Below are 14100 nucleotides of genomic sequence, written 5' to 3' on the forward strand. Positions count from 1 at the left end.
ATCTTTTTTGTGAAACGAAACAATGATCTTACCAGCCACGGCTGGCACCACCGCCGCCGGAGGATCCGCCGCCGCCGCCGCGGGAACCGCCGCCACCACCGCCTCTTCCTCCGCCACGGGATATGATAGAGAGAAGAAGATATGTGAGGGTGCCGCCAAAAAACTTAAAATCTAAGAATACTACGACAAGCACGATAATGATGAGGAGCCATGAGGGAATCCCAAGCCCCTTTTCCTTCGATGGTACTGCTGGATTGGGTGCCGTCTGCTCCCCACTCTTAATACCATATTCGGCGAATACTTCCTTAGCTAACGCTTTATAGGTTTCCGTCACTGCCTTATTTGGCTGTTGATTCTGAAGATAAGGAATGGCATATTCATCTAGAATCCGGCCCGCCTTGGCATCCGGAATTCTGCCCTCGAGCCCATAGCCCACTTCAATCCTCAACTTGCGTTCATTCATTGCTAAGACGAGCATTACTCCATTATCTTTTCCTTTTTGACCAATCCCGTATTTGCGAAATGCCTCAATAGAAAAGTCTTCTATCGTTTGATCGCCGATGGTTTGAACGGTTAACACGGCCACTTGTGCAGTTGTTTGATCTTCAATGCTTCTACCCAGGTTGATTAATTCTGCTCTTTCTGTTTCATTTAAAATATTGGCAAAATCTTGTACATAAATGTCTCCTGCTGGAGCAGGAATTCGGACATCCTCAGCAAGTGCATTTGCAGTACTCAGAAAAAAAGTGAATAACACCAAAAGTGAGCTGAAGACCCTCTTCGCGTTCATTATCCGTTGCCCCCAAAATCAACCTTTGGCGCTTCTTGTGCTTGAGGAGCTGCTTTGAAATATTCCTTTTCATCAAATCCGCCGATTCCTGCAATAAGGGAACCCGGGAATCGCTTAACTTTTTTGTTGAATGTGGCCACCTGTTCATTGTAATCCTTGCGGGCTACCGCAATTCTATTTTCTGTTCCGGCCAGTTCATCCATTAATCGTGTAAATTGCTGGTCGGCCTTTAGGTTGGGGTAATTTTCCACTACCACAAGCAATCGGCTTAATGCACCAGACAATTCTGCGTTTGCTGTCGCTTCTTCTTGCGGTGTTTTTGCTCCAGCAAGTCGTGCTCGTGCATCTGATATGGATGCAATTACTTCTTTTTCATGTGAAGCATACCCTTTTACGGTATTTACTAAGTTTGGAATTAAATCAAGCCTTCGTTGAAGCTGGTTTTCAATTTGAGCATGCGACTGATTCACGTCTTCTTCAAGATTAACAAAGCCATTATAGCTGGACATGAACATGAGGCCAAAGATAACAATCACAGCGACCACTATTCCGATTCCTAACCATCCTTTTTTCAAACTAACCACGCTCCTTTCTCACCTATAGTATATATCACTTAGTAAATAAGTTCCCAAATTAAGCAATAAATAAACAAAGCCTCACGGGGCGCTAATCAATCGTTTAATTAGTTTTTTCCTTCTAGGTGAAAAACTATTTATGCCATAGCATCATGACCATTTAATCAAACGTTTGATTAGTTATAAACTCAGAGGATATTTTACAAATAGGTTTTCTTAAAGCTCAATCGTAAATCGCTGTTCTGTTATGTTCTCCTTAGAGAATACTCTTTCAACATATTGAAGTTGTTTATCCTCCATCAATAAAATGGTGGAACTCCTTGTTCCGTAATGATCGCTTTTGATAAATAGCGGGGAAAGCATTCTTTCCATCTCCAAGGAAACCCCTGTGTGAGGAAGAACTTCATCAGGTGCTGGGTCTGCTGTTTGCAGGAGGATTAAAAGTTTTTCTGCAATTTCTTCCTTTTCACCGCCAATTATTTGGGCCAGACCTTCCTTCCCCTTTTGCACCTTAGGCCAATTGGTATTTAATAGATGATTACTAACTCCATATATGCCTGGCTCGAGCTTACTCAAGGTCTGACCCATATTCGAATAATAGTAAAGTTCATTCCCATCCCCTGCTAATAAGTTGTAACCCGGATACATGTTATTATTTTCCACAAACTTCCCCATAATATCTTCTACATTTCCGTTATACCGCAGGGCATCTGCTACTAACTCACCACGTGACCGTTTCCCTATTGTTACTTCCTTTGGATTACGATAATTGGTTAATGCAGCAAAGCGTCCTCCGGTCGTAACTCCCATCCATGTCCCCATTTTTTCTAAATCCCTGCCCGCCAGGACCTGGGGAGTATCCTCCCAAAAATGCGCAGGAGCGGTCGGCCTTTGATAGGATTCATCACGATTCGCGGCCACGATGAGCTTATATTCTTTATGGACTTGGTAGGCAAACAGGATTAAACACATCAAAATCACTACCTTTAATTAAAATGGAATGCATCATAGCGCATGATATTTTTATTCGGCATTTTCTCCATAAAACCTCTAAAACAAGTTGCTGGACGTAAAAATGGTGTCAGGCACCGAATTATTTTAACCATTTCGAAGAAAATAAAATGGATTAGTTTTATTACTTGTGCTGTAGGATGAAAAATTTTGGGGACGAGAAGGTATGATGTGTGTTAGACTAGCCCAGACTTACATCAGAATTTGGAATTATAATGGAGTGATTATATGAGTAATGCTAAAGGGAAAAGTGGAACAGGAAGAGGAACGGGAAAAAAGGGCTGGAATCGCTGGCAAGCTAGTGCTAATAAAGCTAAGAGTTTCAAGCCGTATGTCAGTAAAGGTGTGAAAAAAGCAGCAGCCACCGGCAATAAAGGTGACACATCGGAAATGTAATCCTACATTACCTTTCTACTAGGGTCAGCATTTCAGCATATTCACCAGGTTGGCGTTGACAAGTAAGAATTAGGAGGTTATTTGATGTCAGAATTAGAGCCTTTAGAATACGAAACAGGAACTGCCATTCGAGATTATGACATAATTGAAATTAATCGAAATGAAAATGGTTACGAAGTGGTCCTCGATGTTAATTTAGACAGTGGATACTCTTTAGCGAGAACCAAGTTGGAAATTACCCATGAGGATTTGTTAGGCTATGAGACAAAAGAAATCGAAGAAGGAATTAAATATGCCTTAGGTTTTTTCAATCAATAATAACCTGATCATAATACAAAAATGAGGATGTCTCAAAGGGGTCTGACCCTTTGAGACATCCTCTTTCTTAATCTTGCAAATAGCTCTTTATATCACCAAACGAATTTGGTTTCCTGATGGATCACTTGTTACAAAAACATTTGCTTCTTTTTGTACCGGTGCTCCTAATTGCTGCAACTGATTTAGGACCTTTTCTCTTGCTGCTTCATTAGGGAACACAAGCGTATACCAATTTAAGCCAACACTATTTTTCGGTGGAGTTGGCGCTCCTACTCCCTGCCAGGTATTAATGGCAATATGATGGTGATAACCGCCAGTGGAAAGAAATGCCGCTTGCGGATAGTAGCTTACTACGTTAAAACCTAGTCCTTTAGTATAAAATTCTTCAGCCTTTTTAAGATCCCCCACATGAAGATGTATATGACCCATCACTGTACCAGCTGGAAGACCATTCCACTCCGCATTACTTACGGCAAGAATCCCTTCCGCATCCAGCTGCTCAGTTGCCATGTCGACCAAATTATTTTTCCATGTCCACTCAGAAGAAGGACGATCTCGATAGACTTCAATCCCATTTCCATCCGGATCATTGAGGTACAGTGCCTCACTCACATAGTGATCCGCTGCGCCAAGTGGGTAACCAGTTTGAATTAAATGCCTTAAAAAGACTGATAAGTCCGCACGCGACGGCAGCAAAATCGCAAAATGATACAATCCAGACATATGAGCTGGCTTTGAAATAGCATCTGCGGGCTCCTCAATTATTAAAAGCGGTGTTTTTCCATCTGCTGTTAACACAGCCTTGCGATCCGTTTTTTCCAATACGCGAAGACCAATAATGTTTTCATAAAATGTAGTGGAATAATCAAGATTTTTTACTTTAATATTAACCTCTCCGACATACACATTAGGTTCCTGATGAAATTTTTCCATTCTCTTCACTTCCCTTTCATACTTGTCAAAAGACAGATGATTAGTTCTAATATGGATTTTATTGTTTAGTTTTATTTTGATTCAGAATAAAGATTTCGTTAGACTTGTGAATTTAAGCAATTTTATCAATTGCCTTACATTTAGAGTATATCTTATATTTATCTTGAATTCAAGTATTTTAAATATAGGATATTCAAAATAAATTTCCTAGATGAAATTTAGTGTAAAATCCATTCCGACAATGCATATTTACATGAATTTTACAAACATTTTTATACATTCATAGTACATTTAGATTATAAGTTTTTTAAAAATTATACATAGGATGGGACTTAGGCAATGAAAACAATCCTAGATTTACCAAAGCCGACCATTGAACTAACAGAATCGCTTACTTTTTCTCACGTATTTCAGCCCATTATTTCTCTGCAGAATGAAACCCTTTATGGGTTTGAAAGCTTGATTAGAGGAAAAAAGGTGCAAAATCCACAAATGCTCTTTGCGATGGCAGAACAACAAAAGAAACGCTTTGATTTAGATTTATCCTCTGTTATGCAAAGTATTGCTTCATTTAATCAATGGATCGCTCCCAGGGATATGAGCAAGCATCTTACTGTGAATATTTTCCCCTCAACAATGTTGGAACCCAATTTTCCTTGGTTCATTGAAGATCTGATGAAAAAAATCAATATACACCCATGTCAAATTATTTTTGAACTAAATGAAGCGGAGACTGTTCAAAATTTAGGAAGTCTGCAGAAAATAGTTCGTTATTTAAAAGCTGCTGGGTTTTTAATTGCTCTTGATGACCTTGGGAAAGGGCAATCATCTCTGAAAGCCGCCCTTGAGCTCGAACCCGACATGGTGAAACTCGATCAATACTTTTCTATAGACTTAGATCAGTCCATAAAAAAACAGCAATTCTTGAAGTGGATTACCGCCTATTTTAAAGAAGCTGGAACGACCGTTACACTCGAAGGAATTGAAACCGAGGAACAACTGAAGATTGCAAAACAAGCAGGCGTACCCTATGGACAAGGATATCATCTTGGGCGGCCGCACCCATTAATTGGTCAATCCTATTTATAAAATGGAGGTGGATATATGGAGCAAACAATTGGGGATATTGCTGAAAAAGGACGGATCATCACACCTTTCACAAAATCTGAAGTAGTCTATAAATCTTTTAAGGATACTCCATCGTTAGAGGGAATTGTTGTTTGTGTAAATGAGCACCCAGTTGGATTAGTCATGAAAACCCATTTTTATCAAGCGCTTTCGACTAAATATGGTTTTAATCTTTTTATGAACCGAATGATTGAACTAGTCATGAATAAAGAACCATTGATTGTGGATTATTCTGTGCCAATTACCGATGTGAGTGCACTTGCCATGAATCGAAGCCTCGGCCACCTATATGATTACGTGATCGTCACCGTTCAAGGGCGTATGTACGGAATCGTTAGTATTAAGAATCTTTTAATGAAATTAACCGAAGTACAAGTTAGCATTGCCCGCAATTCAAACCCTTTAACAGGGCTGCCGGGGAACTTTGTCATCAATGAAACATTGCAAGAAATATTATCAACTGAAAAGTTTTGTGTTTTATATATAGATATTGATTCCTTTAAAGCCTTTAATGATACCCACGGATTTAGAGAAGGCGATGAACTTATTCGAGAAACCGCTAACATTATTGTTCAGACCCTTAAAACCTATGCCAATGAAACGTCGTTTGTAGGTCATATTGGGGGAGACGATTTCATCGCTGTGATTCACGATTTTAATTATAAACCAATTTGCCAGTCCATTATTACACGATTTGACGATATCGCGCGGCAATTTTATAGTGAGGAAGAGCTAACTAGGGGGTATGTAAAAGCTATCAATCGAAGAGGACAACTAGAAAAAGCAGCATTGGTCAGCCTCTCCATTGCCGTTGTTTCAAATAAATCAGTTGCCTTTCAATCAGTTGGCCAATTAAGTAAAGAAGCAGCCAATGTAAAGAAACAATGTAAAGTCATTAAAAAAAGTGTTTATTTATCATTGGAGGATTCCTTAGAGGAAAGCATCCAGCACTAACTTTAAAACGGTTTATTAATGGGCAATTTACATTTTTATAAATACACACAGTCTTTACACTCTCTTTACACTAGATTAAGAAAATCTCCATCATTCCCTAATACAATATAGTAAACAAATCATTGGAGGGATTGGATGAAGGTTACTGTTGCTGGAGCAGGATATGTAGGATTGGTCACTAGTGCTTGTTTAGCAGAATTAGGACATCAAGTGACGTGCATAGACATTCAAAAAGAGAAAATTGACATGCTCCAATGCGGCCGTACTCCCATTTATGAGCCTGGATTAGAGACCCTTTTAGAAAAAAATTTACGCAATGAGAAGCTGCAGTTTACCACTAATCCTCATGATGCCTATTCTAGAGCTGATATCATTTTTCTTGCAGTCGGTACACCAATGAAACTAGATGGTTCAGCAGACCTTAAATACATACATGTAGCTGCCCATACAATCGCTAACTATATCGAGCAAGATGTAATTGTTTGTACAAAAAGCACGGTTCCAGTCGGTACGAACGAACTCATTCAAGAAATTATTGACAGCAGAAAACCTCCTAATCTCCAGGCAGAAGTGGTTGCCAATCCTGAATTTCTTCGCGAGGGAATGGCCGTTCTTGATTTTTTCCATGGTGACCGTATTGTGATTGGCACTAGCAACCCTGAAGTGGCAACCATAATGGAACATTTTTATCTGCCCTTACAGATCCCGATTATGAAAACAGACATTAGAAGTGCAGAGATGATTAAATATGCGGCCAATGCGTTTTTAGCAACAAAAATAAGTTTTATCAATGAAATAGCCAATATCTGTGAAAATATCGGGGCTAATATAGAAGAGGTGGCCTTTGGAATAGGTCAAGATAAACGGATTGGTCCTCATTTTCTCAAAGCAGGCCTCGGCTACGGCGGCTCTTGTTTTCCAAAGGATACAAAAGCACTTGCACAGCTTGGCAGTGATCTTAAACAGCCTCTCGCCTTACTTGAAGCCGTCATTCAAATAAATAATCGGCAACAATCAATGCCTATTATAAAGGCGAAGGAAATGTTTGGTTCGTTAAAAGAGAAAAATATTGCCTTGCTCGGTTTAGCATTTAAAGCAGATACAGATGATGTTCGTGAGTCTGCCGCGCTAACCATTATTAAAGAATTAATAGAGGAAGGTGCCAATGTTACAGCATATGACCCTGTTGCCATACCGAACGCTCGGAAAATTTTAGGGAACGCGGTTGAGTACACAGAAGATATTCGGCAGGCACTTACCGGTGCAGACCTAGCCATTATTACGACAGAATGGGAACAAATCAAGCATCTCCCGTTATGGATCTATCAGACTTATATGAAAGAACCGATTGTAATTGATGGGCGCAATTGTTATTCACTTGAGAATGCCCAGTCGTATTCGATAATGTATCGATCAGTTGGGAGACCTATTGTATCAAATGGGAAATTCCAACAGATGGAGGTGCATTAATGAGATGGATCCAAGCAGTATATGGTTTCGAATGCCGCGTATTGCATCAGGTAAATCGTCATTTTGATAAAAAGCTGTTAAATCTTTTTTTCCGAACAGTAACAAATTTTGGAGGAGCAGATATTACCATTGCAGCAACATTTCTTCTCCTTGTCCTTTCATCTGGTGAGCCTAAATTAACTGCGATTGCCAGTGCTCTCGCCTTAACTGCAAGTCATATACCTGTTCATCTATTAAAGCAGCTGTTTCCAAGAAAACGGCCATATATAATGATAGAAACGACAAAGTTTCCTGCAAATCCATTACAAGATCATTCTTTCCCTTCGGGTCATACAACAGCCGTTTTTTCTGTTTTGACCCCCTATGTCTTATTTATTCCACAACTTGCAATTATTCTCATCCCTTTAGGATTATTGGTGGGAATATCAAGGATTTATTTAGGACTTCACTATCCATCAGATGTCCTTGCTGGGGGAATACTTGGTTCCATCACAGGAATTTTGTGCTTTTGTTTATTATGTTTGTGAGAGAAGAACAAAAGCGGAAGCGCCCGGTTAGCGACGTATGGACTGGAGCACATTGACTGAGATAAAGGAAACACGAAGAGCGGAAGCGATTCGATGTTGACTTATCGTAGGGAGATGGGCGAAGTTCACTAGTCGCTGGGCGCTGGAGCTGGACGAGTCTAACTCATCAAAAGTTATTCACAGTGATACAATCTATAATTTCCTATAAAAAAAGGGTGTCAGGCACCACTGGTGGACAATGTCCACGGGCGGTGCCTGACACCCTTTTGAGTATATTCAACTTACCAATGGTAGTTTAATCTCCACTAAGGTTCCTTGTTTGACTTTGCTTGTATAGTTGATGCTGCCATTGTGCTGTTTAATAATTTTATGGCAGATCATGATGCCGAGACCTGTCCCCTTTTCTTTTAAGCTGTAGAAAGGCTCACCTAAACGCGGAAGTAGTTCATCTGGGATTCCACACCCCTGATCTTGAATCGAAATGATACATTCATTTCCTGTCCCTTTTCGGATATTAATGAGAATGTCTCCGCCAAGCGGCATTGCCTCTATAGCATTTTTAAATATATTTAAGAATACCTGTTTTAATTGATTCCGCTCACCTGTAATAATAAAAGGATGCTCCTCAACATCGAGTTTAAATTGAACATTATCCATTAGGGCCTGTGGTGCTAGTAACTCGAGTGTATTTTCCATTAACTTCCTTACATTAGTCCTTTCCAGTTGGACTGCTTGAGGTTTCCCCAATGTTAGAAGTTCACTCGTAATATTTTCAATCCGCTCCAACTCACTTAGGAGTAAATCATTGTATTCGATTGAGCTATTTTCTGCCTTATAAAGCTGAACAAATCCTTTAATAGTGGTAAGGGGATTGCGGATTTCATGGGCAACTCCCGCTGCTAGTTCCCCGACAATCGATAGCTTTTCAGATTGCAAAAGGATTTCTTCGGATTTCTTTCGTTCCGATATATCCCGGCTTATAATAACAATATTCTCGATTACATCTTCTTCGCCGCGAACTGGCATACAGCGGGATTCAAACTCAATCCAATAGCCATCTTTATGCTTCAAACGAAATTCCATTGCTCTTGACTCTTTATGTACAAACATCTCCAATAATCTATGTCTAAAATTCGTTACATCTTCCGGATGAACTAACTGCGTTAACTCAAACTTTTCTAACTCACAGTAACTGAATCCTAAAACGTGCTCATGCGAAGGAGAATAGTAATTAATCAACTGCTCCTTATCTATTACTATAATAAGATCTGAAGTATTCTCTGCAATGAGTCGATAATTGGATTCGCTCGCCTCCACTAACTTGTACATGTTTATTAAGCGATGATTTAATCGATGCAATTTCAGATAGGATTCAATTAATAAAATTCCAATAATTACGCCCAACATAACAAATAAAATATATTGAAGATGGAAGAATGGTTTATCTCTAAATGCATTGAAAATAAGTGGTACCGTAATAATATAAATGACGACATAGGCTCCAAAAAAGAGAATGCATCTTTTTACAGGGGTAAGACGCTTTGTGTACAAATGAAGGATAGAAAAAATCATGACAATGGCGATCCATCCGCTAATTGCCGGTATCCAATGACCACTTACAAACAATCTTGAGCTTAGAGCAAATATCCCGGTAATTAATCCTGGCCATAGTCCAAAATAGGCATACACCAGAATAACCGGTGCATAGCGGATATCATAGGAATACCCATGCTGCTGGAACGATAAGGCAACAAGAAGGATGGAAACAATGCCTCCATATAATCCTACCCAAGACCCGACTTGTTTCAGAGGTTTATAATTGACAAATGAACCAATCACTAACGGTGTACTAACCAATAATGAAAAAATTGAGAGATTAATAATATAGTCTAAAAGAACCAACGGACTCCCACCCATACATTGTCAAATTTGCAATATTCCCTTTTATCTTAAACTAGAGTTACGACGATTTCCATAAGAAAAAAACTAATGGAGCCTTTAGCCCAAGATGGTTTGGATTTTTCGATAACGAGGATGTCGAGCACGTATTCCTAGCAAGTTTTTGCGCATGAAAATAATAGAGGGGCGGTCCAAAAATAAGGGTCAGACCCCACAATCTCAATATATCTTTCCTAATAGGCGATTATATATTGAGTGTTAAATGTGGGGTCAGACCCTTTTAGAACATCCACTTTTTTATAAAGTAATTATTGTGCAGTGTAGCCGCCATCAAGAATCACGGCTTGACCTGTAATTCCTCTTCCTTTATCACTAGCTAAGAAGACTGCATAGTCAGCAATTTCCGATACAGACAAGAGTCGTTTTTGTGGAACCAACGGTAAAAGCACCTCATCAATTACACTATCCAAGCTAACATTTCTTGTAGTAGCTAAGTCTTTTAATTGATTTCTAACAAGCGGTGTATCCACATATCCGGGACATAAGGCGTTGACCGTGATTCCAGAAGTAGCACCTTCCAATGCCGCCACCTTTGTTAACCCAATGACACCGTGTTTTGCACTATTATAAGCTGCTTTTCCAGCAAAACCAATGACTCCATTAACGGAAGCCATATTAATAACTCTGCCAAAACCTTGTTCCTTCATAATTGGGAATACCGTTTTAATACCAATGAACGGTGCTGTTAACATGATTTTTACTAGTAATTCAAATTTTTCAGTAGGGAATTCTTCAATAGGCGACACATACTGCATCCCTGCATTGTTAACTAAAATATCAAGACTGCCGAACGTTTCACGTGCTTGATGAAGGCTATTCTTGAAGGCCTCCTCATTTGTCACGTCACAGGGAGCTGAAAGAGCTTCAAATCCTTGGTCTCTTAGTTCTGACGCAACTTGATCACTTTTTTCAGCGTTTAAATCAGAAATAACAACCTTTGCACCCTCAAGAGCGAAAGTCTTTGCGATTTCTAATCCAATTCCACTTGCAGATCCTGTAATAAATGCTGTTTTTCCTTCTAATGCTTTACTCATGCTAGTAACCTCCTACTATATTGAACTCAGTTTTTCTAGTAAACTCTCGATTAAATAATGCCAAAGAATGTGTAAAGTGCGATAACAACAAATACCGCTGCTGTTTTAATCAACGTTACAGCAAAAATATCTTTGTATGACTGTTTATGTGTTAAGCCTGTAACAGCAAGCAAGGTAATAACGGCACCATTATGCGGGAGCGTATCCATACCACCGGACGCCATCGCCACAACACGGTGCATAACTTCTGGCGGGATATGAGCAGCAGCAATCGCTTGATTATACTTATCTGCCATCGCTCCTAATGCAATCCCCATACCACCGGAAGCAGATCCTGTCATTCCAGCAAGGGCACTTGTCGTCACAGCACCGTTGACAAGCGGATTCGTGAATGTACCAGAAATCCCATCACTGATTTTTGAAAATCCTGGAAGTGCCGCAATAATGCCGCCAAATCCATATTCAGCACCTGTATTCATAGTTGCAAGTAGTGAACCGGCAATCGCAAGATTTAGTCCATCTTTAAAGCCGCCTGTAACACGTTTCCAATCATATGCTATCGATGAAATGATACCAACAATAAGTGCCATGATGATGGCCCAAACAGGGGCAACCGTAGGTACGTCTACAGCATATGCTTTCAAACCAATCGCCGAAAAATCAAAGCCATCTGGATACCATTTAGGGATATACGTAATGAACAGTTTATTTGTTACGCCCACAAGAATGAGTGGAACAAATGCAAAAATCTGTCTTGCCACAGATTGCTGTGTTGCTAAATCTGGTCCTGTCGTTTCTTCAAGTTTTGCCTTTTCAAGCGCAGCTGCATTTTCAGCACCAAACCCAAAATAGCCTTCACCAGCTTTTTCAGCCTTTCTTCTTCTCGATTCTAGATAAAGTAAACCAGCTCCTAGGACAACCACAGCACCGATAATTCCAAGTGTAGGTGCGGCATAAATATCTGTCTTAAAGAAGGCAATTGGGATTACGTTTTGAATTTGTGGTGTACCTGGTAATGCATCCATTGTGAACGTAAAGGCACCAAGTGCGATCGTTCCTGGAATAAGTCGTTTTGGAATATTTGCTTGTCTAAACATTTGGGCAGCAAATGGATAAATGGCAAATACGGCAACGAATAAACTTACGCCGCTATATGTTAAGATAGCGCCTAATAAAACAATCGTTAACATAGCACGTTTTGCACCAAGCAATTTAACAATCGTCTTCGCGATGGATTCTGCAATCCCTGACATTTCAACCACTTTTCCAAAAATAGCACCTAATAAAAAGACGGCGAAATAAGATTTAATGAATCCAACCATTTTCTCCATGAATACCCCGGAAAAGAACGGTAAAACATGGCTTGGGTCTATGAGCAATACAGCAAGTAATGCGCATATTGGTGCAAACAGAATAACAGAGAATCCGCGGTAGGCCACAAATATCAATAGCCCGAGCGCCAATAAAATAATAAATAATTCCATGTAAATCCCCCTTAATATTTTTTGTAAGCTTTGGCTTACCTCCCGACAGGTAAGCGGTTTCATATAAAAGCTTACATATTTACATGTGCAAGTTTTGTGCCAGATTAATGAATTTTTTATAACTTTAACTATAGGCAATTAAAATACTTATTTCAAAGATTTTAAGTATATGAAAACACAAAATAGTTTTTATGGTTGGACACCATTTGTTCCGAAAATCCGGAATTATTACCATGTAAGCGTTTCCGCAAAAACGGAATTTTCCGTTTTTGCGGAATTTGTTCAACCTTACATTTTAAGAAAATCAATTATTTTTCCATTTCCACAACTGTTGCAATTCCCATACCGCCGCCAATACATAGAGTAGCTAAACCGTACTGAGACCCTTGGCGTTTCATTTCATGTAATAATGTAACCAGAATTCGTGCACCACTGGCACCGATTGGGTGGCCAAGTGCAACCGCCCCGCCGTTCACATTTAGTTTTTCTCTTGGTATCGCTAAATCACGGCCAACAGCTAATGATTGTGCTGCAAATGCCTCGTTTGCTTCCACTAGATCCATATCCTCGATGGTTAGTCCTGCTTTTTCAAAAGCCTTTTTAGTAGCTGGAACAGGTCCAATTCCCATAATACTAGGATCCACACCTGCAGTCCCATTTCCGCGAATAATAGCCATCGGCTTAACACCTAATTCATTAGCTTTTTCTCTGCTCATAAGGACAAGAGCAGCTGCGCCGTCATTGATGCCGGAAGCATTTCCCGCTGTAACAGTTCCCTCTTTTTTAAACGCTGATTTTAATTTTGCAAGCTTTTCCGCTGTGACTCCAGCACGTGGGAATTCATCTGTGTCAAATACAATAGGCTCTCCCTTACGCTGTGGAATCACAACCGGAACAATCTCTTCCGTAAACTTACCTTCGTTGATAGCTGCTTCTGCCCTTTGCTGGCTCCATGCAGAAAACTCGTCTTGTTCTTCCCGCGTTAGCCCATATTTCTCGGCAATATTTTCTGCCGTTACCCCCATATGGTAAGAGTTAACCGCACATTGCAATCCATCTTGAATCATACTATCGATAATCTTACCATCGCCCATGCGATATCCTGTCCGGCCATTTGGCAGCAGGTATGGTGCGAGACTCATATTTTCCATTCCGCCTGCTACGACAATTTCTGCATCTCCCGTTTGAATGGCCTGTGTGGCGAGGTGGACCGCTTTTAATCCAGAGCCGCAGAGTTTATTGATCGCCATAGCTGAAACTTCAATTGGCAAGCCTGCTTTAAGCGCAGCTTGACGGGCAGGGCCTTGGCCAAGACCTGCTTGAAGAACGTTTCCCATAATCACTTCATCAACTTGATCTCCTGTAATTCCAGCACGGTTGATTGCTTCTTTAATGACAGTAGCCCCTAACTCTGTTGCTGGTGTGTTGCTTAAAGTCCCCATAAAGCTGCCAATTGCGGTACGTACTGCACTTACTATAACTACTTCACGCATGAATGTTTTCCTCCAATTTTAGTAATAT

14 protein-coding genes are annotated in these 14100 nt (G+C 40.1%); 6 read left to right on the forward strand and 8 right to left on the reverse strand.

From position 1 onward, the window contains the following. Nucleotides 1-28 precede the first annotated feature (28 nt). The 3 genes from AC3ANL_RS23740 to AC3ANL_RS23750 all read right to left on the reverse strand — a co-directional run bounded on the left by AC3ANL_RS23740 (nucleotide 29) and on the right by AC3ANL_RS23750 (nucleotide 2337). Entirely contained in the window at nucleotides 29-790 is a 762-nt protein-coding gene (locus AC3ANL_RS23740) for a TPM domain-containing protein (protein ID WP_488326773.1), read from the reverse strand. Next, on the reverse strand, nucleotides 790-1365 hold the full coding sequence (locus AC3ANL_RS23745; RefSeq protein WP_488326774.1) for a LemA family protein: 576 nt from the start codon (nucleotides 1363-1365) through the stop codon (nucleotides 790-792). Before AC3ANL_RS23745 ends, AC3ANL_RS23740 begins: the two co-directional genes overlap by 1 nt. A 216-nt stretch (nucleotides 1366-1581) precedes the next feature. Continuing rightward, the gene (locus AC3ANL_RS23750; RefSeq protein ID WP_488326775.1) at nucleotides 1582-2337 is read right to left on the reverse strand and encodes an NRDE family protein; all 756 of its coding nucleotides are present in this window, start codon (nucleotides 2335-2337) and stop codon (nucleotides 1582-1584) included. A gap of 267 nt (nucleotides 2338-2604) precedes the next feature. On the opposite strand from AC3ANL_RS23750, the gene AC3ANL_RS23755 reads away from it, so the two are divergent. Together AC3ANL_RS23755 and AC3ANL_RS23760 are read left to right on the forward strand one after the other, a co-directional pair. Further along, nucleotides 2605-2772, forward strand: a complete 168-nt coding sequence (locus AC3ANL_RS23755; RefSeq protein WP_488326776.1) for a DUF3934 family protein — start codon at nucleotides 2605-2607, stop codon at nucleotides 2770-2772. 84 nt (nucleotides 2773-2856) lie between these two features. After that, a complete protein-coding gene (locus AC3ANL_RS23760) occupies nucleotides 2857-3090 on the forward strand; it encodes a hypothetical protein (RefSeq protein WP_488326777.1) in 234 nt (77 codons plus the stop codon). A gap of 87 nt (nucleotides 3091-3177) precedes the next feature. On the opposite strand, the gene AC3ANL_RS23765 is transcribed toward AC3ANL_RS23760, so the two are convergent. Continuing rightward, nucleotides 3178-4023 carry a VOC family protein gene (locus tag AC3ANL_RS23765; RefSeq protein WP_488326778.1) on the reverse strand — a complete coding sequence of 282 codons (846 nt, stop codon included), beginning with the start codon at nucleotides 4021-4023 and terminating at the stop codon, nucleotides 3178-3180. Between the two features lie 339 nt (nucleotides 4024-4362). Here AC3ANL_RS23765 and AC3ANL_RS23770 point away from each other — a divergent pair, with 339 nt between their 5' ends. From AC3ANL_RS23770 to AC3ANL_RS23785, 4 genes are all read left to right on the forward strand, one after another. Then, nucleotides 4363-5112, forward strand: a complete 750-nt coding sequence (locus AC3ANL_RS23770; RefSeq protein WP_488326779.1) for an EAL domain-containing protein — start codon at nucleotides 4363-4365, stop codon at nucleotides 5110-5112. Nucleotides 5113-5127: 15 nt separating this feature from the next. Beyond that, the gene (locus AC3ANL_RS23775; RefSeq protein WP_488326780.1) at nucleotides 5128-6105 is read left to right on the forward strand and encodes a GGDEF domain-containing protein; all 978 of its coding nucleotides are present in this window, start codon (nucleotides 5128-5130) and stop codon (nucleotides 6103-6105) included. A gap of 135 nt (nucleotides 6106-6240) precedes the next feature. Continuing rightward, nucleotides 6241-7575: a UDP-glucose dehydrogenase family protein gene (locus AC3ANL_RS23780; protein ID WP_488326781.1), complete on the forward strand. Its 1335-nt coding sequence runs from the start codon at nucleotides 6241-6243 to the stop codon at nucleotides 7573-7575. After that, entirely contained in the window at nucleotides 7575-8102 is a 528-nt protein-coding gene (locus AC3ANL_RS23785; RefSeq protein WP_488326782.1) for a phosphatase PAP2 family protein, read from the forward strand. Before AC3ANL_RS23780 ends, AC3ANL_RS23785 begins: the two co-directional genes overlap by 1 nt. Nucleotides 8103-8378: 276 nt before the next feature. Here the strand turns inward: AC3ANL_RS23785 and AC3ANL_RS23790 are convergent, their stop codons facing one another. The 4 genes from AC3ANL_RS23790 to AC3ANL_RS23805 all read right to left on the reverse strand — a co-directional run bounded on the left by AC3ANL_RS23790 (nucleotide 8379) and on the right by AC3ANL_RS23805 (nucleotide 14072). Continuing rightward, a complete protein-coding gene (locus tag AC3ANL_RS23790) occupies nucleotides 8379-10004 on the reverse strand; it encodes an ATP-binding protein (protein WP_488326783.1) in 1626 nt (541 codons plus the stop codon). A 305-nt stretch (nucleotides 10005-10309) separates the two neighbouring features. Further along, entirely contained in the window at nucleotides 10310-11095 is a 786-nt protein-coding gene (locus AC3ANL_RS23795; protein ID WP_488326784.1) for a 3-hydroxybutyrate dehydrogenase, read from the reverse strand. A gap of 50 nt (nucleotides 11096-11145) precedes the next feature. Further along, nucleotides 11146-12579, reverse strand: a complete 1434-nt coding sequence (locus AC3ANL_RS23800; RefSeq protein ID WP_488326785.1) for a GntP family permease — start codon at nucleotides 12577-12579, stop codon at nucleotides 11146-11148. Between the two features lie 308 nt (nucleotides 12580-12887). Continuing rightward, nucleotides 12888-14072, reverse strand: a complete 1185-nt coding sequence (locus tag AC3ANL_RS23805; protein ID WP_488326786.1) for an acetyl-CoA C-acetyltransferase — start codon at nucleotides 14070-14072, stop codon at nucleotides 12888-12890. Nucleotides 14073-14100: the final 28 nt, after the last annotated feature.

It is taken from the genome of Neobacillus sp. DHD-1R (assembly GCF_057747995.1).